Consider the following 20,029-nt stretch of genomic DNA (forward strand, 5'->3'; position numbering starts at 1 on the left):
TCCATCGACAATAAGGGGTCATGTATGCGCGTCGGTGCCTGTCTGGTTGCTTTCTTGCTCGCTTCCACCGCTTCGGCGCAGGAAGCGGGCACCACCTATCACCGCGCACCCGATGCGATCGCCCGGATCCTCGAAGCGCCGCCGACCCCGGCGGTGGCGGTCAGCCCCGACCATCGCACCCTCGCCATTCTCGGCCGCGAAAACCTGCCGGGCATCGCCAACCTGTCGAAGCCGATCCTGCGTCTGGCGGGCTATCGCATCGATCCGGCGACCAACGGACAGGCGGAGATGCGGGTGCAATGGCTGAACGCGCTCGGCTTCAAGGATATCGCGACCGGCCGAACCGTGCAGGTGCAACTGCCCGCGGGCACCCGTTTCGCCGCGCCCGACTGGTCGCCCGACGGGACGCGGCTGGCCTTCTACGTGCAGGAGCCCGACGGCCTGTCGTTGTGGATCGCCGAGCGGAGCGGTGCCGCGCGGCGGGTGGCGAGCGGGCTCAACGGCACCTTCGGCACGCCCTTCGCGTGGACGCCCGACAGCCAGGCGCTGATCGCCTATATGGTCCCGGCAGGCCGCGGCGCGGCGCCGGTCGCCACTACCACGCCCGCCGGGCCGGTGGTGCAGGAGAGCATGGGCCGCGTCTCGGCGGCGCGGACCTATGAGGATTTGCTGCGGGGCGCCTATGACGAGGCGCTGTTCGATCATTATTTCACCGGACAGCTGGCGCGCATCGACCTTGCCGGCACCGCGCGCCCGATCGGGCAGCCGGGCCTCGTCACCGAATTCAGCGTGTCGCCCGATGGCCGCTACCTGCTGACCGAACGGTTGAAGCGGCCCTATTCCTATCTGCTGCCCGCCGGCTATTTTCCGACCGAGATCGCGGTGTCGACGATCGACGGGCAACCGGTCCGGACGCTGGTCGACCGCCCGCTCGCCGACGACCTGCCGGTCGATTTCGACGCGACGGTGAAAGGCCCGCGCGAGGCGATGTGGCGCGCCGACGCACCCGCGACGCTGGTGTGGGCCGAGGCGCTGGACGGCGGCGATCCCAAGGCGAAGGTGGCGTTCCACGACCGTATCCTGATGCAGGGCGCGCCGTTTTCCGCCGCACCGGTCGAATTGGCGCAGACCCCGGCGCGTTTCGGCGGCATCCTGTGGGGCAATGACGATTTCGCGCTGGTCGTCGACCGCGAATGGCGCACGCGCACCGAACACCGCATCGGCGTGTCGCCCGCGCGGCCGGGCCAGACCCGCGCGCTGCTGACGCGCAACTATCAGGACCAGTATGGCGACCCCGGCATGCCGATGACCGAGGAGAATGCCGCGGGCAAGCCGGTGATGCGCTTCACGCCCGCGCGCGACGCGGTCTACATGACCGGCGACGGCGCGACCAGGGCTGGCGCGTTCCCGTTCCTTGCCACGATGCCGGTCGCGGGCGGCGAACAGAAGCGGCTGTGGACCGCGCAGGCCCCCTATTACGAAACCGTCGTCGCGCTGCTCGACGAAAAGGGCGAACGGATGCTGACCCGGCGCGAGAGCGCGAAGCTCGCCCCCAACTACATGCTGCGCGGCGTGAAGGGCGGTCGGCCAAGGCCGATCACCTACTTCGCCGATCCCGCGCCGGTCTTTGCCGGGGTGAAGCAGCAGACGATCACCTACAACCGCGCCGACGGCCTGCCGCTGTCGGGGTCGCTGTACCTGCCAGCGGGCTATGACGCGAAGCGCGACGGGCCGCTGCCGACGCTGCTGTGGGCCTATCCCGCCGAATATACCGATGCGAAGGTCGCCGGGCAGACGGTGGACCAGGGCAACCGCTTCGTCCGCCCGCGCGGGATCAGCCACCTGTTCCTGCTGACGCAGGGCTATGCGATCCTCGACAACCCGGCGATGCCGATCATCGGCGAAGGCGGGGCGGAGGCCAACGACACCTATGTGAAGCAGCTGCGCGAGGATGCGCAGGCGGCGGTCGATGCGGTGGTGAAGCTGGGCGTCGGCGACCGCACCCGCATGGCGGTGGGCGGGCACAGCTATGGCGCGTTCATGACTGCAAACCTGTTGGCACACACCGATCTGTTCCGCGCCGGCATCGCGCGCTCGGGCGCGTACAACCGCACGCTGACCCCGTTCGGGTTCCAGGCGGAACAGCGCACCTATTGGCAGGCGACGCCGACCTATACCGAAATGAGCCCGTTCACCTATGCCAACCGGATCAAGGAACCGATCCTGCTGATCCACGGTGCGGCCGACGACAATAGCGGGACCTTCCCGATCCAGTCGGAACGGATGTATGCGGCACTGAAGGGCAATGGCGCGACGGTGCGCTATGTCGTGCTGCCGAACGAAGCGCATGGCTATCGCGCGCTCGAATCGACCGGTGAGACGCTGTGGCAGATGACCGACTGGCTCGATCGCCATGTGAAGCCGAAGGCTGCCGCTCCGGCCGCGCCTGCGCAGTAACTGCGCCGCTTGCCAAAGCCGCGGCGGCGGGGGATGCAGGGGCATGTTCGCCGCCCTGATCGCCGCCGCGCTGCTCGCGCCCGCTTCGCCACCCGAGGCCGAAAAGCGGCTGATGCTGACCGGGTTCGACCGGGTGCGGATCGACGGGCCGTTCACCGTCACGGTGACGGCGGGATCGTCGGTGTCGGGGCGCGTCGTCGGCGATCCCGCCGCGATCGACGCGGTGCAGGTCCGCGTCGACGGGCAGACGCTGGTCGTCGCCCCGACGCGCGACGATCGCGGCCGGCCGGCACGGGCATCGGCGCGGCCACTGGCGATCGAACTGTCGAGCGACCGCATCGTCGGTGCGGCGGTGCGCGGGGCGGGACGGCTGCGCGTCGACCGGATGGTGGGGCCGCGCGTGGACGTCGCGCTGACCGGCGACGGCACGATCGAGGTCGGCACGGTCGACGCGACGCAGTTCAGCGCGATGGTGATCGGCGCGGGCCGGCTGACGCTGGCCGGGCGCGGCGGGCAGGGGCGCTTCATGGTCAACGGCCCCGGCACCGTCGACGCCGCCAACCTTGCGATCGACACGCTGCTGGTGCGCAGCGAGGGCGCGGGCGGCGGCAGCTACCGCGCGCGCTACACCGCCGACGTGACCGCACTGGGATCGGGTGCGGTCGACGTCGCGGGCAGCCCCAAATGCCGGACGCAGGGGACGGCGACGGTGCGCTGCGGGTAGGGCCTGTCTTCGTCATTCCCGCCTGGGCGGGAATGACGGACAGGTTCGATCAGGCCGTCGCACGCTCCAGCGTCGGATAGTCGGTATACCCCTCCGCTCCGTGCGAATACCACGTCGCCATCTCGTCCTTGTTGAGCGCCGCGCCCTGTTCCAGCCGCGCGGGCAGGTCGGGATTGGCGAGGAACGGCCGACCGAATGCGATCGCGTCGGCGACGCCGCCGTCCAGCTCGGCCTGCGCACTGGTGCCGTCATAGTCCTGGTTCAGCACCAGCGGGCCGGCAAAGACCTTGCGGATCTCGGGCGACACGCGCGGCTGGGTCGCGCTGCCGAAGGTGCCGTCGGGGCCGGGCTCGCGCAGCTCGAGGAAGCCGATGCCCTTGTCCGACAACAGCTTGGCGGCGGGCACGAATACCGATGCCGGATCGCTGTCGATCACGCCCTGCGTATCGCCATTGGGCGAGAAGCGGACCGAGGTGCGCCCGGCACCGACTTCGCCGATCAGCCGGTCGACGACCTCGCCCAGCAGGCGGATGCGGTTCTCGGGGCTGCCGCCATAGGCGTCGTCGCGGTGGTTGGCGCCGTCGCGAAGGAACTGGTCGATCAGATAGCCATTGGCGGCGTGCAGTTGCACCCCGTCGAACCCGGCGGCCTTCGCATTGCGGGCGGCGCGCGCATAATCGTCGAGGACGCGGGCGATGTCGTCCAGCGTCGCGGCGCGCGCGGCTTCGTAGGGCTTCTTGCCGTCATAGGTATGCGCCTTGCCCGGGGCGGTCGTGTCCGACGACGACAGCGGCGCCGCGCCGTCCAGATAGTCGGGATGGACCACCCGGCCCATATGCCACAGCTGGGTCACGATCCGCCCGCCCGCGGCATGGACCGCGTCGGTGACCGGCTTCCACGCCTCGACCTGTTCGTCGGTCCACAGTCCCGGTGCGAACGGCCAGCCCAGCCCTTCGCGGCTGATGCCCGTCCCTTCCGAAATCAGCAGCCCGGCCGAGGCGCGCTGGGCGTAGTAATCGGCCATGATCGCGGTCGGCACATGCGCGCGGGTGGCGCGGCCGCGGGTCAGCGGCGCCATCAGTACCCGGTTGGGTGCCGCGATATCCCCGAGGGCGATCGGATCGAACAGGCTGGGCATAATAGGGAAACTCCTGCGACCTGCGGAAATACAGGCGACGGCAAAAAGATAGGGCGGTAGGGGGCCTCATGCAGCCGGTAACGCCTGAAACAAAAATTATCCCGCCGCAAAGAACGCCGCGCAACGCGGTCGTCGCGGTCGTCTGTGCCAATGTCGCGCTCGCCTTCGGGCCGCTGTTCGTGCGCATGGCCGATACCGGCCCGGTCGCCGCCGGCTTCTGGCGGATCGCTCTGGCGCTGCCGGTCTTGCTGGCGGTGGCGACGTGGAGCGACCGTCGGGCGGTGCTGCGCGGCGCATCGCTGCTGGTGCCGCTGCTGATCGGCGGGATCGCCTTCGCCGCCGATCTCGGCACCTGGCATATCGGCATCCGCCGCACGACGCTCGCCAATGCGACGCTGTTCGGCAACTGCGCGGTGCTGATCTTTCCGATCTATGGCTTTATCGCGATGCGGCGCTGGCCGACGCGGGCGCAGGCACTGGCGCTGGCGCTGGCGGCGGTGGGCGGCGTGCTGCTGCTCGGCCGCTCCGCCGAACTGTCGTCGCGCCATCTGGCCGGCGACCTGTTCTGCCTGCTCGCCGGCGTGCTCTATGCCGTCTATTTCATCGTCATGCGCGGCGTGCGGCGGACGATGGCGCCGCTGCCCGCGCTGGCGCTGTCCAGCCTTGCCGGGGTGCTGCCGCTGCTGTTGCTCGCGATGGCGCTGGGCGAGCCGATCGTACCGCACGACTGGACGCCGCTGCTGGCGCTGGCGCTGGTCAGCCAGATCGCGGGGCAGGGGTTGATGCTCTACGCGCTCGGCCAACTCAGCCCGCTGGTGGTCGGCCTCGCGCTGCTGCTCCAGCCGCTGGTCGGGGCGACGATCGGCTGGGCGGTCTATGGCGAGCGGCTGGGGCCGATGGACGCGCTGGGCGCGGCGCTGGTCGCGGTCGCGCTGGCGATCGTCGGCGCGCGACGTGCGCCGGAGCGGTAGGGGGCTATGACAGCTTCGCCGCGTCGGTCAGCGCACGGAAATCGGCGAGCGAGCGGTCGAAGAAATGCTGCCGCGGCGCATCGAAGGTCGCGAGGTACAGCCGTCCGCCGATCAGCGCCGCGCGCGCTTCGCCCCGGCGCGGCAGATGGTCGGTGTCGACATAGGCATAGGTGAAGCGGATGCCCGGTTGCCCGAGGAACGGATCGGGCGTCGCCGAGGTCAGCTGGAAATCGGCGACCGAGCGTTCGGTGCGGTAGGTCGCTTCCAGCAGTTCGGGGATTTCGGCGATCAGCGTCGCGCGCTTCAGACGGGGCAGCGGCTTGTGCTTGCGGCTGGTCTCGCGGATCAGCGGTTCGTCGGGCTTGATCCCGGCATACCAGGTGATCTCGTTCAGCCGTTCGCCGTCGAGCGTCCAGGTCTCCGCCTTCTTGCCCGGACGGATCGACAGCAGGTTCCAGTCGCGCGGCGGCGTGACGCTGAGCGTCGATCCGGCGATCGTCGCGACCTTGCCCTTCTCGCGATAGCCATTGGCGGCGACCGGCATGGCGAGCAGCGCGGCGGCGGACAGCGCCAGCGCGGCGGTACGGATCGGTCGGGTGGACATGGTCATGGCTCCCTGGAATCGGCCGGTGCCAGCATCGCGATCATGCCGGCATCCTTCGCATCGGGTTTGAGGGTGAGATAGCGGCGCAGCGCGGTGCGCCCCTCGCTCGGGCGCCCGGTCTTGAGCAGCGACAGGCCGAGCCCGCGATACGCCTCCGCCAGACCCGGGTCGGCGGTGGTCGCGTTGGTGTAGAATTCGGCCGCGTTGACGAGGTCGCGGGGATTGCCCCGCGCGCGGTACAACTCGCCGCGCGCCAGCCACAGCGGCGCGGTCCAGCCGGTTTCCGCCAGTTCGGCGATCAGGAAGTCGCTGGCGCCGAAATCGTTGAGCTTGACCTGGTCGTCGAGGAACATCGGCAGCCACGGCGCCATCGCTTTGGCATAGCGTTCCGCGCCGTCGTCGCGCGCTTCGCCGCCGGGATCTGCCAGCGCCGCCAGCGTCAGCGCGCGTTCGGCGCTGGGCGGGTGCGACGCGGAAAAGGCGAGCTGGTCGTAGCGCGGCTTCGACAGCCCGCGGGCGCGCGACGATGCCTCTCCCTCCGCCATCACGTTGCGCCACACGCTGGCGGCCGCCTGCGGGCGGAGCGTGCCGGCGTTGAGATAGCCCAATCCCAGCAGGTCGGCCTCGCGCTCCATGTCGCGGCCATAGCGGTACAGGCTGCCATAGACCGACCATTGCAGGTCGTTGAAGTTCGACCGCGCGCCATATCCCGGCGACATCGATGCGAACACCGCCGCCCAGCTGAGCAGGTCGGTGCCCGACCGGTGGGCCTTGAACAGCGTGACGGTGTGGCGCAGCTCGAAATGGCCGAACTCATGGCCGAGGATCGCGCCCAGCTCCGCTTCGTTGCGCACCCGCAGCAACAGCCCGCTGAACACCCGCATCGTCCCGTTGGGGGTCATGCTGGCGTTGAAGACCGGCGTGCGCAGGATGTAGACGCGCGTCGCGCCGCAACGGTCCTTGCCCACCGTGTCGCACAGGACGCCACGGACATAGGCGTTGAGCGCCTCGTCGCGGATCACTTCGGGCGCATTGGCCAGCGCGCGCTCGTCCTCGTCCGCCTCGCGCCAGAAGCCGATCTCGTCGACGCCCTGCGGCTGGTAGACCCCGGCATAGGGCGGCGGTGCGGCGGCCGGCCCCTTGGGGGCGGCGGCGATGGCGAGCAGGGCGCACAGCCCGGCTGCGCCCCGTGCGAGCCGGTTCACCGCTGTGCCGTGACGATCGGCGTCGCGGGGGCCGGCGTGCTGCCGGGCAGTCCTTCCAGCAGCTGGCCGACGCGCTTTTGCGCGCCCTCGGCGGTGCGGACGTCGCCGCCCATCGCATTGTCGGCGTTCAGCCATAAAAGCTCGCCGGTGCGCAGGTCGACCAGCCCCGCATAGCCGGCATGTTCGCCCGACTTCACCGCGATGCCCGGTCCCAGCATCGCCGCGATCTGCAACAGCTTGCGTCCGGTCGATCCGTACGCATCCTTGTTGTACAGGAACAGCGCATAGTCGGCGTCCTTCGCGCCCGGCAGCGCGGCGATGCCGCTGCCCAGCGACCATTCGAACACGTTCGCCTTGTTGTCGCGCTTCTTGGTGGGCAACCGGTTGCCCACGAAGAACTGGTAATCGATCACCGATTGCGACACCGCGGCGAACAGCGCGGCATATTCCTCGACCAGCTGCGCATCCGCGCCATAGCTCTCGGGCGCGGCGACGACGCGGTTGCCGATGCGCTGCTGCTGTTCGGTCAGCGCTGCTTCGATGTTGCGCCGCGCCTGTTCGGTCCAGTCGCCATTCGGTTCGAACAGGCCGCCGGTCGATTGCGCGCCGACCGACACGGTCGGCCGGAAGACGAGGATCGTCTTGCCGCTGCCGCTCGGCAGTTCGAAGCCTGCCTTTACCGCGGTGCGTTCCTGCGCCGCCGCCGGAACGGCGACCAGCGCCAGCCATGCCGCGCCCGCGACGGCGATTCCCCGACCAAATCCCATAATGCCCCCCGGCCCATGATGGCGGGAAAGCTATCGCGGTCGTTGCCGATCCGCAACGGGATTTTCGGACCGGGATCGCACCGTTCCGGACCGGTCGTCAGGCGATCCCGGCACGGCCGAGATCGACCAGCGCCTCGCCGAACCGCGCGATGTCGCCCGGTGCGAACCCGGCGATGTTGATCCGCCCCGACCCGGCCATGTAGATGCCGTGCGTCGCGCGCAGCCATTCGATCTGCGCCGGATTGAGCGGCAGCGTCGCGAACATCCCCTTGCCCCGGGCCAGCGGGGCTAGGTCGACCGACCCCGCCCGGCCCAGCGCCGCCAGTTCGCCGCGCAGCCGCTGCAACCGGGTGCGCAGCGCGTCGAGTTCGCCCCGCCAGTCGGCGGCGAGGCGTTCGTCCTCCAGCACGATCCGCACCGCGGCGGCGCCGTGGTCGGGCGGCATCGACCAGTTGGCACGCGCCAGCGCCAGCAGGTTCGACAGCACGATCTCGCGCGCGTCCGCATCGGGAACGGTCGCCCACAGCGCGCCGGTGCGTTCGCGGTACAGCCCGAAATTCTTGTCGCACGAATAGGCGACGATGCCGAAGGGGACCGAATCGAGCACGATGCGGGTGCCGGCGGCGTCCGCCTCCATGCCGTCGCCCAGCCCCTGATAGGCCAGGTCGATGAACGGCACGAGCCGGCTGTCGGCGATGGCGGCGGCGATCGCGCGCCAGTCGTCGGCGGTCGGATCGATCCCCATCGGATTGTGGCAGCAGCCGTGCAGCAGGATCGCATCGCCCTCCCCCGCCTGGCCGATCGCGGCGCGGATCGCGGGCAGGTCGATCGTCTGCGTCGCGGTGTCGAACATCGCATGGGGCACGACGACGATCCCCGCCGCGGCAAAGACCGGTGCGTGGTTGGCCCAGCTCGGCTGGCCGATCAGGATGCGGCGCACCCCGGCCTTCGCCAGCAGTTCGGCGCCCAGCCGCAGCGCGCCGGTGCCGCCCGGCGTCTGCAACCCGCAGCGGCGTTCCGCGGGCAGGTCGCGCCCGAACACCAACGGTTCGAGCAGCGCGACGAAGCCCTTGTCGCCTTCCGGCCCCAGATACGCCTTGCTGTCCTGCGTCGCGATCAGGCGCATCTCGGCCTGCTTCACCGCCTGCATCACCGGGGTGTGCCCGGCATCGTCGCGGAACACCCCGACGCCCAGGTCGATCTTGTGGGCGCGCGGATCGGCGCGGAACGCCCCGATCAGGCGGAGCAGCGAATCGGCGGGCTGGGCGACCAGCGAACGGAACGGCATGAAGGTTTCCATATGATGACGTGACGCGCCGCCTATAGGCCGATCGCGCGCCCGCGCGGCAGGGAAAAAATCCCGTCTCCGCTGAACGGATGATTCGCGCGCTGCGGTCGGGGCCCGGGGCGGCGCGGGTCGGTGCCAGCAGGGCTGGGGCGGATGGCTAGCGGCGCGTGAGCTGCATGTCCTCCAGCGCGACGCCGTTGGTCTCGGGCATGATCCGCACCGTCCACAACAGTTGCAGCAGCATCATCGCGCCGAAGAACGCGAAGACCCAGCCGCCGACCGCGCCCGCCACGATCGGGAACAGCCAGGTGATCGCCGCCGCCGCGACCCAGTGGGTGGTCGATCCCAGCGCCTGCCCCTTGCCGCGCACGGCGCTGGGGAAGACTTCGGAGATGAAGACCCAGATGACCGCCCCCTGGCTGATGGCGAACGCGGCGATGAAGGCGAGCATCCCGCCGAGGATCAGCGTGCCGTCGGGCACCGCGCGCTCGAGCTGCCATCCGACCAGCAACAGCGCGGCGGCGCAGACGACCGACCCGACGAACATCAGCGGGCGGCGACCGAAGCGGTCGATGCAGAACAGCGCGGCGACGGTAAAGACAAGGTTGGTGCCGCCGACCGCGATCGACTGGAGCAACGCGCTGTCGGCACCGGCGCCGGCCAGTTCGAAGATGCGCGGCGCGTAATAGAGCAGGGCGTTGATCCCCGAGAGCTGGTTGAACAACGCGATGGCGATGGCGCAGGCGACGGGAAAGCTATGCGACGGCTGGAACAGCCGGGTATCGCCGTGCTTCGCATCGCGCCGCTCGGCCGCCTCGATCCGAACCAGTTCGGTTTCGGGGTCGAGGAACCCCAGCCGGCGCATTACCCGAACCCCCTCCGCACGGGCGTCGTGGATCACCAGCCAGCGCGGGCTTTCGGGCAGGAAGAAGGTAACGATAAGGAACAGTGCGGAGGGGACGGCGACGATCCCGAACATCCATCGCCATGCCTGATCGGGCGGCAGCAGCTGCGCGATGACGTAATTGCTGAGGAACGCCAGCAAGATGCCGAGGACGATGTTGAGCTGATTCATCGCCACCAGCCGTCCCCGGAACCGCGCCGGCGACACTTCGGCGATATAGATCGGCGTCACCACCGACGCCGCGCCGATCGCCAGCCCGCCCAGAAACCGAAACGCGATCAGCATCGGCCAGCTTTGTGCGAGGCCGGTGCCGAGCGAGGAGACGACATAGGCGATAGCGACCGCCAGCATGATCGCCTTGCGACCATAGCGGTCGGCGGGCGCGCCGGTGACGAGCGACCCGATGACGGTCCCGATCAGCGCCGAGGCGACGGTGAAGCCCAGCGACGCGTCGGTCAGCGCAAAGCGTAACTGCAAAGCCTGCGTCGCGCCGGAGATCACCGCGGTATCGAATCCGAACAGCAATCCGCCCAGCGCCGCCCCGGCCGCGCTCAGCACGATCGCCACGGTCGCGCGCGCATCGTCGGCGCGCCCCTGGCTCCCCGCCGTACCGGCATCGTGCATCGATCGTCTCCCCTCGCCCCGACTGATGCGACCGGGGTGGCAGGTTTCGCAGCGTTATGCCAGCGGCCGCACCGGGATCGACGTTGCCCTTGCGCGGTACAGACCCTAGCTAGGGTGGCATGATGGAGGACGCGATGGCCCCGCTGGCACCTGCCGACCTGACGCTCGACGAACTGCGTGCCGCGCTTGCGCCGCTGGTCGCCGCCAATGCCGCGTTCGACGGGTGGAGCGACAAGGCGGTCGCCGCCGCCGCGCAGACGTTCGGCGCCGATGCCGACGTCGCCCGCCTTGCCTTTGCCGGCGGTGCGGTCGACATGATCGATGCGTGGTTCGCCGACATCGACCGCCGGATGATCGGGGCGCTTCCCGCCGACCGGCTTGCCGGCATGAAGATCCGCGAACGCATCACCGCGCTGGTCGAGGCGCGGCTGGCGGCGGTGGCGGGCGAGCGCGAGGCATTGCGCCGCGCGCTCGCGATCCTCGCCATGCCGCAGAACGTCGCGCGGGCGACCCGGCTGGGCTGGCGCACCGTCGACCTGATTTGGCGGCTGGCCGGCGATACGGCGACCGATTACAACCACTATACCAAGCGGGCGATGCTCGGCGCGGTGTACGGCACGACGATCGCGGTGTTCCTCGACGACGAAAGCGGCGGCCACGCCGATACCCGCGCGTTCCTGTCGCGGCGGATCGACGGCATCATGCGCTTCGAAAAGCTCAAGGGCCGCATCCTGTCGTCGCGCGATCCCGAACGGAGCCTCAGCCTGTCGCGTTTCATCGGCCGGTTACGCTATCCGGCGGTATGAGCGGCGGAAAGAAACCGCTTCCCATGTCCCGGGCTTATTGCTAATCAGTCGCAATGCTTTCGCCCAACCTGCACCTTTCCCAGTTGCCCCGCACCTGCCGGGCGACGGTCGCGTCGGTCGAATGGGACCGTATGTCGCCGTCCGAAGCGCGCCGGCTGCGCGAGTTCGGACTGGATGAGGGCGTCGATATCGAATTGCTGCACCGCGCGATGCTGGGCGGCGGGCCGCTCGCCTGCCGGATCGGGCGGATGACGGTGGCGCTCCGGGCGCATGTCGCGGGCGCGATCCGCGTCGCCCCGCTGGCGGGCTGACGGCTGACCTTCACGTGAACCCCGCACCTCTGGTTGCGCTGGTCGGCAATCCCAATGCCGGCAAGACCGCGCTGTTCAACGCGCTGACCGGCGCGCGGCAGAAGGTCGGCAATTATCCCGGCGTCACCGTGGAGCGCCATTCGGGCCGCCTCGCGCTCGACGACGGCCGGCCGGTCGAGCTGGTCGACCTGCCCGGCACCTACAGCCTCGATCCGTCCAGCCCCGACGAGGCGGTCACCCGCGACGTGGTGCTGGGGCGGCAGAGCGGCGAGCGGGTGCCCGACGCGATGATCGTCGTCGCCGACGCGACCAATCTCGACAACCATCTGCGCTTCGTCCTCCAGCTCAAATCGCTCGGGCGGCCGATGGTGCTGGCGCTCAACATGATCGACATGGCGACGCGCGACGGGTTGACGATCGACCTCGCCGTGCTGTCCGCCGAACTGGGCATTCCCGTCGTCGCGACGGTCGCGGTGCGCAAGCGCGGACTGGACGAACTGCGCGCGGCACTGGCCGGCATCCTCGCCGCCGCGCCGCGCACGGCGCCGGTCGATTCGGTCGAGTCCGACATCCGCCATTTCCAGCGCGAGGCGCGGCGGATTTCGCGCGCCGCCACGATCGAACAGCCGCGGATGCGCGCGGTCACCCGCGGGCTCGACCGCGTGGCGCTGCACCCGGTGGTCGGCCCGATCCTGCTGCTCGCCATCCTGTTCGTGATGTTCCAGGCGGTGTTCAGCTGGTCGGAAGCGCCGATCGGCTGGATCGAGGGGGCGCAGGGCTGGCTGGCCGATACGGCGGTCGCGACCCTGCCCGGCGGGTTCCTGCGCGACCTGCTGGTCCAGGGCGTCATCAACGGCGTCGGATCGGTGGTGGTGTTCCTGCCGCAGATCCTGATCCTGTTCGTGTTCATCCTGCTGCTCGAGGCATCGGGATACATGGTACGCGCCGCGTTTCTGATGGACCGGTTGATGAGCGGCGTCGGCCTGTCTGGACGCGCGTTCATCCCGCTGCTGTCGTCCTTCGCCTGCGCCATTCCCGGCATCATGGCGACCCGGTCGATCGACGATCCCAAGGAGCGGCTGACCACGATCCTGATCGCGCCGCTGATGACCTGTTCGGCGCGGCTGCCGGTCTATGCCGTCATCATCGGCGCGTTCATCCCGGCGCGACAGGTGCTGCCGGGGATCGGCCTGCAAGGGCTGGTGCTGCTGGTGCTGTACCTGACCGGCATTTTCGGTGCGGTGCTGGCCGCGTTCGTGCTGCGCCGGACCGCGACCAAGGGTGTGGGCGGCGGGTTCCTGATGGAGATGCCGCGCTACCAGCTGCCCTCGATCCGCGACATCGCGATCGGGCTGTGGCAACGCGCCTATGTCTTTCTGCGCCGCGCCGGCACGATCATCCTGCAGGTGACGGTCGCCCTTTGGCTGCTGACCTCCTACCCGGTGGCGCCGGCCGGCGTGAAGCAGTCGGAATATTCGATCGCCGGACGCATCGCGTCGGGGCTGGAGGTCGTACTCAAGCCGATCGGCTTCAATCACGAAATGTCGCTGGCGGTGATCCCGGCGATGGCCGCGCGCGAGGTCGCGGTGTCGGCGCTCCAGACCGTCTATGCGATCGACGCGGCGGACGAGGAACAGGGCGCGCAAGAACTGGGCGGGCGGCTGGCCGGGCGCTGGAGCCTCGCCACCGCGCTCGCCTTCCTCGCATGGTTCGTGTTCGCGCCGCAGTGCCTGTCGACGATCGCGGTCGCCAGGCGCGAGACCAATGGCTGGAAATGGCCGCTGGTGATGATCGGCTATCTCTTCGCGTTGGCCTATATCGCGGCGGGTGCGACATACTGGACCGCGGTCGCCTTCGGGCTGGGGTAGGCGCTTCGTCCATATCGTCACTCTCGCGAAGGCGGGAGTCCATACACGCAGCGATCGCGCCTCTATCAGGGCCGTCGGCGGCAATGGATTCCCGCCTTCGCGGGAATGACGAACACGCTGCGCCCTACTCCTCCCGCTTTGCCCCGTCGAGCAACGCCTGGCGCCGCGCCTCCTCGCTGTCGTCCACCGCCTTTTCCGCCTTCGTCCGCCCGAACCTGCGGCGGTTGGCGTCGGCCTCCTGCGTGCGCGCAGCCTTGTCGCGGGCCTTGCGGAAGCGGTTGAGGTTGATGACGTCGCCCATCGCGGTACGATGAACCTGCATCGGCCATCCGGCAACCTCTGGCGTCCCGCCGCTCGGTCGCTTAGGAAGCCGGGCTGTATCTTTCTCGGAGAACTGCGCCATGGCCGGCAGCGTCAATAAAGTTATCCTCGTGGGCAATCTGGGCCGCGACCCGGAATCGCGGTCGTTCCAGAATGGCGGCAAGGTCGTGAACCTGCGTATCGCCACGTCCGAATCGTGGAAGGATCGCAACACCGGCGAGAAGAAGGAAAAGACCGAATGGCATTCGGTCGCGATCTTCAACGAAGGCCTAGCGAACGTCGCCGAGCGGTTCCTGCGCAAGGGTTCGAAGGTCTACATCGAAGGCCAGCTCCAGACGCGGAAGTGGCAGGACCAGCAGGGCCAAGACAAGTACAGCACCGAAATCGTGCTGCAGGGCTTCAACAGCGTGCTGACGATGCTCGACGGTCCCGGCGGCGGGCAGGGTGGCGGTGGCGGTGCCCGCGGCGGTAGCGACTTCGGCGGCGGCGACGATTTTGGCGGTGGCCAGGGCGGTGGCGGCGCGGCGCGTGGTGGCGGCTTCAATTCGGGCGGGAACAAGGGCGGCGGCAATTTCGGTGGCGGCTTCGGCGAGGATCTCGACGACGACGTCCCGTTCTGATCGAACGGCCGCGGCGCGTCGTGCGCCGCGGCCCGATACCTCCGTTTCGCGATCCGTTTCCGGGAATTCGATCCCATTCGGATACGACGCGGTTACCGACTTCCCAACGACCGGCATTTGGTTCAACTTCCGCTCGACCCATCGTCGAGTTGCGTACCCATCCCGAGGAACCCGTACCGGGTTCCCGACATGATGCGAGGTACCATGAAGAAGCCGGTCGTTACGCTGCTCGCCGCCGCCATGGCGAGTGCGGCCGCTGCACAGGACATTCCCAAGGACCCAGAAGTCGCACGCCTCGAGCGTGAGACGGCGTTGCTGACGGCACGGGCGGCGCGCGATACCGCCGCGGCGTCGGTAGCCACCGCGGAAACGGCGCGGGTGAGGGCGAGGGTCGATGCGCTGGGACTGCCCCGTCCGGAGGGGAAAACGACGCTCGGCGCCAATGCGGGTGCCATCGAAACCTGGATGCTGTCGACGGCGACGCTCGACACCGCCGCGGCGTGGATCGCACGGGATGTCGCATCGGCTGCTCCCGCGCCGCCGCCGTCACGGGGTGCGAGCCCCGCCACGCGGACGGCGACCGATCCGGCGAATGGCCGGCCCGCCCCGCGCGTGTCCGATCCCGGTAGTCTCGGTGACGTGTCTGCCCTGTCCGGCCGCACGGTGGATCGATCGGCGACCGGCGGGACGCGGGTGCGGGATGCCGACGGGGTAACGGGCCGCAATCCGATCCTGTTGCTGTCGGCCGACGATCCGCTCGTGCTCGATACCGCGGCCAACCTCGAAAGTCAGATCGCGTTCGCCGAAGGTGCGCTGACGAAGGCACTGCCCGCGACCTGCAAAACCGCTTCAGGAACGGATGGCGAAACGGGCGGGTTCTTACCCCCCGCCGTGGCAGGCGCGGTCTTGGGCCTTTTGAAGACCGACACCGACATCAGCGGCATCGAAGCAACGATTCCCGACGGAATGCTGATCGCCACGGTGGCTCGCCGACTCGCCCGGTCCAACGTGCCGGTGATCCTGCCCACGGCGTTGATCGCGCCGAACCACGACAGCGCGCTTGCCGGACGCTGGGGTGAACTGCTCGCCTCGCGCGACCACGCAAAGACCTGTCTGAGCCGGTTCGGAGGGAGGAAAGCGGACGCCGCAACGAAGCGCAAGACGCTCGAAGCTGCGATCGCCGCCGTCGACGCGTTCGAGGCGAAACAGACGAAGCCGGACGACAATGGCCGCATCCCGTTAGCCCGCGCAATTCAGGTCGAGACGCTGCTGGCGGACAATCCCCACGTCCTGCGGGTGCATGTCGAAAAGGGCGGCGGCACCCTGCTCAAGCGGGCGAACCTGTGGACCGCGCTGGGAGCACCGGCGGTCGGCATCACCGGCGGGCTGGTCGTCAGCTACGTGCTGACCGATCCGGCCAGCGGACAGTTCAGGGGCGGCGGCGTACTGACCTGTCGCACGGCGCTGACCAATCTGCGCGACGTGCAGGGGGGACGGGTGGGCGGAACCCGCGGTCGCGGGCGGGCCGATTGCTCGCCGTTGCTGGATGCGACCCTCCCCGCGGATACGGGAGCCGATCGATGACCCGCGTGGCTGCCTTTCTGGGGGCGGGTACCCGCTTGCCGACCCGCGCCGCGCTGGCCGCGACGAAGGGGATCGCGCAGCAGGAACCCCGCGGCGACGACTTCGCCTTCGTACTGATGCTGCAGGAGCGGACCAACTGGTGCTGGGCTGCGGTGGTGCAGGCGGTCAACTATGCAGCCGGCAACCGGCGACCCGATGCCGCCGTGTCCCAAACGGCGATCGCCGGCACGCATATCGGACGGCATCATCCCGGCGCCACCTGTACGGCGCCCGGTGTGTTCCACGGCACCGGCCGCACGTGCGACGATCAGGGCTGCACCGTCGGATGCGACGGCGCACACGCCGCACGCATCGTCCTGTCTGAACGCGGATTGTTCGCCGGATCGCTCGCCACGAAGGGGGCCGTTTCCTTCGAATCGATTGTCCGGCAGGTCGACCGTCACAAGGCGATCGTCTGTCGCATCCGCGCCGGTTCGGTCGCGCACTTCGTCTGTCTGACCGGGTGGTGGATCGACGCGGACGGGACGCGTCATGTCATCGTGCAGGACCCTCGCCGGGTTACGGGCCATCGTCAGGCGGTACCGCGCTACATGCCGTTCGACGTCTTTACGGCGTCCTACCCGTTGGGCGCGGTACGGGGCCACAACGACTATGCTTATGCGGTGAACTGACATGGCGATCACCCTCGAACCCGCTCCCGAATCCGTCCTCGCCATCGCCGCGGCACAGCTGTTGTCGCTGCCGTCGTCTCCCGATTTCGCAGAGGAGGAGGCGACGCTGTACCAGGCCCTTCCGGTCTACGGCGCGTTGGTCGAGAAACTGGTGCGCGCCGATGGCGACCATCTGCCGGGGTTGATCCGGACCGGCTGGCGCTTGCTGGCCGATGAAGCCGGGACCATGACGCAGGTCGACGTCCGCGACGACGACGATCCGGTCGCGATCATGGCCGTACGAGGCATTCCGGCCGAAGTCCTCGCCCTCGCGTCGCTTCAGGCCGAAGCCGCCGCCAACGCCGCGATCGACTGGCAGGCGCGCATCCTCGACCTGCCGCAGGTCGAGTTCACGGCATTGTGGCTGCACGCGCCCGACCATGGCGATATGGTCGTCCGCCTCGACCGGGAGGAGGTGACGTTGCGACCGCTGTACGAAGTGTCGGCGGAGATACGGCAGGCGGCGCAGGAGGTGCTGGCCGACGGCGTCCTCGACGAGGATCGGTAATCGCGCGCCCGTACGCGACCCCACGTGCCGCCGTCCCGGTGCGCGGGGTCCGGCGCTACAGCCGCGGGCCGGCGACGGGTGCCTTGGGCTTGGCGGGCGCGTCGTCCAGTGCCTTGAGCAGCACCGGCGTGCGCGTGTCGCGCCTGGCATAGTCGCGCGCCGACAGGCCGGCGATCACGTCGGCCTGGTCGGGGTTGGCACCGGCGGCGACCAGTTCGCGGACCATGTCGAGGTTGCGCAGCTGCACCGCGCGGATCAGCGGAGTCTCGCCGCTGCTGTTGCCGAGGTTCAGGTTCGCCTTGCGTCCGGTCAGCGCGCGGATCGCCTCGACCGACCCCGATTCGACCGCGAGCAATGCGGGGGTGTTGCCGCGATTGTCCTGGATGTTGGGGTTCGCGCCTTTGGCCAGCAGGAAGCGGAGATAGGTCAGGTTGCCGTTCTTGGCGACGATGTGCAGCGCGCTCTCGCCGGTCGAGCGGTCCTTGGTATTGATGATCGTCTGGCCCGGCTGGCCGAGGATGTCGTTGACCTTGTTCCCGTCCTCGTCGCGGATCGCCTTCAGGAAGGTGTATCCCGGCGACATCTGCTGGGCCTGCGCGGCGGCGGGCAGCATCAGCGCGGCGGCGAGGAGGAGGCGGATGGCGGGCATGGGAACGGGCTCCACTGGGACGTTACGCGACTTGCAAGCCGTCGCCTATCAGATCATGGCTGGCAACGCCATGAACAGCATCTCCCGTATCCTTGCCCCGGCGCTCGCGCTGGCCCTTGCCGCATGTGGCGGACCGGCCGACGCACCCGCCGCGCCGCCACCGCTGGCCGGCGCGCGGATCGGCGGACCGTTCGTGCTGACCGACGGGCAGGGCCGGGTCGTGCGCGACACCGATTTCGCCGGCAAATGGCGCATCATGTATTTCGGCTATACCTATTGCCCCGATGTCTGTCCGGTCGATGTTCAGAACATCGCGGCGGGGGTGAAGGCGTTCGAGGACGAGTCGCCCGAACGGGGCGCGAAGGTCGTGCCGGTGTTCGTCACGGTCGATCCCGAGCGCGACACGCCGGCGGTGGTCGGCAAGTTCGTGTCGGCCTTCCACCCGCGCATGGTCGGGCTGACCGGTAGTGCGCAGGCGATCGCCGACGCCGCCCGCGCCTACGGTGTCACCTATGCGAAGCAGCAGTCGCCGGGTGCCACCGAATATCTGATGGACCACAGCCGCACCGCGATCCTGATGGACCCGCAGGGCCGCCCGGTCGCACTGTTGCCGCAGGACGAAGGCGGGCCGGCGGTCGCCGCCGAACTGGCGAAGTGGGTCCGGTGACCGGACGCTTCTGGGAAGACCTGCCGCTGGCCGCGCTCGACCGCGCACAGTGGGAGGCGCTGTGCGACGGATGCGGCAAATGCTGCCTGCACAAGCTGGAGGACGAGGATACCGGCGAGATTCATGCAACCAACGTCGCGTGCAAGCTGCTCGACCGGCGTATGGGCCAGTGCAGCGATTATCGCCACCGCCATGCCTATGTCCCCGAATGCGTCCGGCTGAACGCGCGCAATGTCGGCGACATCGAATGGCTGCCCTCGACCTGCGCCTACCGCTTGCGGAACGAAGGCAAGCCGCTGCCCGACTGGCATTATCTGAACAGCGGCGACCGGGAGAGCGTGCATGCCGCCGGCCAGTCGACGCGCGGCTGGACCGTGTCGGAGAACGATGTCGGCGACCTCGAACATCACCTGACCGACCGGACGCTGTGATCGACGGGGTCGAGGTCGTTCGTCATCCGCGCGCACGGGTCGCGCGGCTGTCGGTCGACCCCGCCACCGGACGCGTGCGGCTGACCGTGCCGAAGCGGATGGCGCTGGCCAAGGCGGTGGCGTGGGCCGGCGAAAAGGCCGGGTGGATCGCGGCGCAGCGCGCGAAGCTGCCGCAGGGGCGGCCGTTCGTGGACGGCGCGGTGGTGCCGGTGGCGGACCGCGCGGTGCGGCTGGCGTGGGTAGAGGCGGCGTCGCGGACGGTGGCCCTGACGTCGCCTCGACCAACCCATCACCTCGGCGAAGGCCGGGGTCCATGGTCACGGGACGATGCGAATCCTTCGATGCCGGCAACAACCCCGACGTCACCCCGGCGCAGGCTGGGGTCTTCCGGTGACGAAGAGGCGCTCCTCGCCGCAGGAGACCCCGGCCTGCGCCGGGGTAACGGGGCGGGGGGAGGCGCCGAAGACCTCCTCACCTGCGGCGGTCCGGCCGACCAGTTCCCCGCCCGCATCGAACGCTGGCTCAGGCGCGAGGCGCTGCGCGTACTGGCCGAGGACACCGCCCACTATGCCGCGAAGGCCGGCGTCACCGTGGCCAAGGTCGCGATCGGCGATCCCAAGGCACGCTGGGGCAGTTGCAGCGGCGACGGCACGATCCGCTACAGCTGGCGGCTGCTGCTTGCCCCCGGCTTCGTCCGCCGCGCGACTGTCGCGCACGAGGTCGCGCACCGCGTGCACATGCACCACGGCCCCACCTTCCACGCGCTGGTTGCCGACCTGTTCGAAGGCGATCCCGACGCCGCGCGCCGCTGGCTGCGCGCCGAGGGGGCGGCGCTTCACTGGTACGGGCGGGCATCCTCGTCCGGGTAACGG

At 69.4% G+C, this 20,029-nt stretch carries 21 protein-coding genes; 13 read left to right on the forward strand and 8 right to left on the reverse strand.

Features of this window, described 5'->3' with window-relative positions:
* Positions 1–54 precede the first annotated feature (54 nt).
* Both QLH51_RS00895 and QLH51_RS00900 read left to right on the forward strand, forming a co-directional pair.
* A complete protein-coding gene (locus QLH51_RS00895) occupies positions 55–2,457 on the forward strand; it encodes a S9 family peptidase (RefSeq protein WP_206428815.1) in 2,403 nt (800 codons plus the stop codon).
* 43 nt (positions 2,458–2,500) lie between these two features.
* The gene (locus QLH51_RS00900; protein WP_125654746.1) at positions 2,501–3,181 is read left to right on the forward strand and encodes a GIN domain-containing protein; all 681 of its coding nucleotides are present in this window, start codon (positions 2,501–2,503) and stop codon (positions 3,179–3,181) included.
* Positions 3,182–3,230: 49 nt separating this feature from the next.
* On the opposite strand, the gene QLH51_RS00905 is transcribed toward QLH51_RS00900, so the two are convergent.
* Entirely contained in the window at positions 3,231–4,319 is a 1,089-nt protein-coding gene (locus QLH51_RS00905; RefSeq protein WP_125654744.1) for an alkene reductase, read from the reverse strand.
* Between the two features lie 68 nt (positions 4,320–4,387).
* Between QLH51_RS00905 and QLH51_RS00910 the strand changes: the two genes are divergently transcribed.
* The gene (locus QLH51_RS00910) at positions 4,388–5,290 is read left to right on the forward strand and encodes a DMT family transporter (protein WP_125654742.1); all 903 of its coding nucleotides are present in this window, start codon (positions 4,388–4,390) and stop codon (positions 5,288–5,290) included.
* Between the two features lie 4 nt (positions 5,291–5,294).
* On the opposite strand, the gene QLH51_RS00915 is transcribed toward QLH51_RS00910, so the two are convergent.
* The 5 genes from QLH51_RS00915 to QLH51_RS00935 all read right to left on the reverse strand — a co-directional run bounded on the left by QLH51_RS00915 (position 5,295) and on the right by QLH51_RS00935 (position 10,682).
* Positions 5,295–5,894: a hypothetical protein gene (locus tag QLH51_RS00915; protein WP_206428814.1), complete on the reverse strand. Its 600-nt coding sequence runs from the start codon at positions 5,892–5,894 to the stop codon at positions 5,295–5,297.
* A 2-nt stretch (positions 5,895–5,896) separates the two neighbouring features.
* Positions 5,897–7,099, reverse strand: a complete 1,203-nt coding sequence (locus tag QLH51_RS00920; protein ID WP_206428813.1) for a M48 family metallopeptidase — start codon at positions 7,097–7,099, stop codon at positions 5,897–5,899.
* Positions 7,096–7,866, reverse strand: coding sequence for a hypothetical protein (locus tag QLH51_RS00925; protein ID WP_206428812.1), 771 nt, complete (start codon positions 7,864–7,866; stop codon positions 7,096–7,098). The genes QLH51_RS00920 and QLH51_RS00925 overlap by 4 nt, the downstream gene beginning before the upstream one ends.
* Before the next feature lie 97 nt (positions 7,867–7,963).
* Positions 7,964–9,154, reverse strand: a complete 1,191-nt coding sequence (locus QLH51_RS00930; protein WP_125654736.1) for an amino acid aminotransferase — start codon at positions 9,152–9,154, stop codon at positions 7,964–7,966.
* 157 nt (positions 9,155–9,311) lie between these two features.
* A complete protein-coding gene (locus tag QLH51_RS00935) occupies positions 9,312–10,682 on the reverse strand; it encodes a sugar porter family MFS transporter (protein ID WP_206428811.1) in 1,371 nt (456 codons plus the stop codon).
* Between the two features lie 134 nt (positions 10,683–10,816).
* Here QLH51_RS00935 and QLH51_RS00940 point away from each other — a divergent pair, with 134 nt between their 5' ends.
* From QLH51_RS00940 to feoB, 3 genes are read left to right on the forward strand one after another with little or no spacing between them, the layout of a single operon-like run.
* The gene (locus tag QLH51_RS00940; RefSeq protein ID WP_206428810.1) at positions 10,817–11,488 is read left to right on the forward strand and encodes a COQ9 family protein; all 672 of its coding nucleotides are present in this window, start codon (positions 10,817–10,819) and stop codon (positions 11,486–11,488) included.
* A gap of 53 nt (positions 11,489–11,541) precedes the next feature.
* Positions 11,542–11,799, forward strand: coding sequence for a FeoA family protein (locus tag QLH51_RS00945; protein ID WP_125654734.1), 258 nt, complete (start codon positions 11,542–11,544; stop codon positions 11,797–11,799).
* A gap of 14 nt (positions 11,800–11,813) precedes the next feature.
* The gene (gene feoB, locus QLH51_RS00950; RefSeq protein ID WP_125654732.1) at positions 11,814–13,667 is read left to right on the forward strand and encodes a ferrous iron transporter B; all 1,854 of its coding nucleotides are present in this window, start codon (positions 11,814–11,816) and stop codon (positions 13,665–13,667) included.
* A gap of 124 nt (positions 13,668–13,791) precedes the next feature.
* On the opposite strand, the gene QLH51_RS00955 is transcribed toward feoB, so the two are convergent.
* Entirely contained in the window at positions 13,792–13,968 is a 177-nt protein-coding gene (locus tag QLH51_RS00955; RefSeq protein WP_125655060.1) for a DUF4169 family protein, read from the reverse strand.
* A 100-nt stretch (positions 13,969–14,068) separates the two neighbouring features.
* Here QLH51_RS00955 and ssb point away from each other — a divergent pair, with 100 nt between their 5' ends.
* From ssb to QLH51_RS00975, 4 genes are all read left to right on the forward strand, one after another.
* Positions 14,069–14,608 (forward strand): single-stranded DNA-binding protein, encoded by a 540-nt coding sequence (ssb, locus tag QLH51_RS00960; RefSeq protein WP_125654730.1) that lies wholly within the window; start codon positions 14,069–14,071, stop codon positions 14,606–14,608.
* Between the two features lie 204 nt (positions 14,609–14,812).
* Positions 14,813–16,192, forward strand: a complete 1,380-nt coding sequence (locus QLH51_RS00965; RefSeq protein WP_125654728.1) for a hypothetical protein — start codon at positions 14,813–14,815, stop codon at positions 16,190–16,192.
* On the forward strand, positions 16,189–16,863 hold the full coding sequence (locus tag QLH51_RS00970) for a hypothetical protein (protein ID WP_125654726.1): 675 nt from the start codon (positions 16,189–16,191) through the stop codon (positions 16,861–16,863). Before QLH51_RS00965 ends, QLH51_RS00970 begins: the two co-directional genes overlap by 4 nt.
* Before the next feature lies 1 nt (position 16,864).
* Positions 16,865–17,410 carry a hypothetical protein gene (locus QLH51_RS00975; RefSeq protein WP_125654724.1) on the forward strand — a complete coding sequence of 182 codons (546 nt, stop codon included), beginning with the start codon at positions 16,865–16,867 and terminating at the stop codon, positions 17,408–17,410.
* Positions 17,411–17,465: 55 nt separating this feature from the next.
* On the opposite strand, the gene QLH51_RS00980 is transcribed toward QLH51_RS00975, so the two are convergent.
* Positions 17,466–18,059 (reverse strand): ankyrin repeat domain-containing protein, encoded by a 594-nt coding sequence (locus tag QLH51_RS00980; RefSeq protein WP_125654722.1) that lies wholly within the window; start codon positions 18,057–18,059, stop codon positions 17,466–17,468.
* A gap of 55 nt (positions 18,060–18,114) precedes the next feature.
* On the opposite strand from QLH51_RS00980, the gene QLH51_RS00985 reads away from it, so the two are divergent.
* From QLH51_RS00985 to QLH51_RS00995, 3 genes are read left to right on the forward strand one after another with little or no spacing between them, the layout of a single operon-like run.
* Positions 18,115–18,726 (forward strand): SCO family protein, encoded by a 612-nt coding sequence (locus tag QLH51_RS00985; protein ID WP_125654720.1) that lies wholly within the window; start codon positions 18,115–18,117, stop codon positions 18,724–18,726.
* Complete coding sequence (locus QLH51_RS00990) at positions 18,723–19,157, forward strand: YcgN family cysteine cluster protein (RefSeq protein ID WP_206428808.1); 435 nt, start codon at positions 18,723–18,725, stop codon at positions 19,155–19,157. Before QLH51_RS00985 ends, QLH51_RS00990 begins: the two co-directional genes overlap by 4 nt.
* The gene (locus QLH51_RS00995) at positions 19,154–20,026 is read left to right on the forward strand and encodes a M48 family metallopeptidase (protein WP_206428807.1); all 873 of its coding nucleotides are present in this window, start codon (positions 19,154–19,156) and stop codon (positions 20,024–20,026) included. The genes QLH51_RS00990 and QLH51_RS00995 overlap by 4 nt, the downstream gene beginning before the upstream one ends.
* The last annotated feature ends 3 nt before the right edge of the window (positions 20,027–20,029 follow it).

The sequence above is a fragment of the Sphingomonas sp. 2R-10 genome, assembly GCF_030062225.1.
GTDB lineage: Bacteria > Pseudomonadota > Alphaproteobacteria > Sphingomonadales > Sphingomonadaceae > Sphingomonas.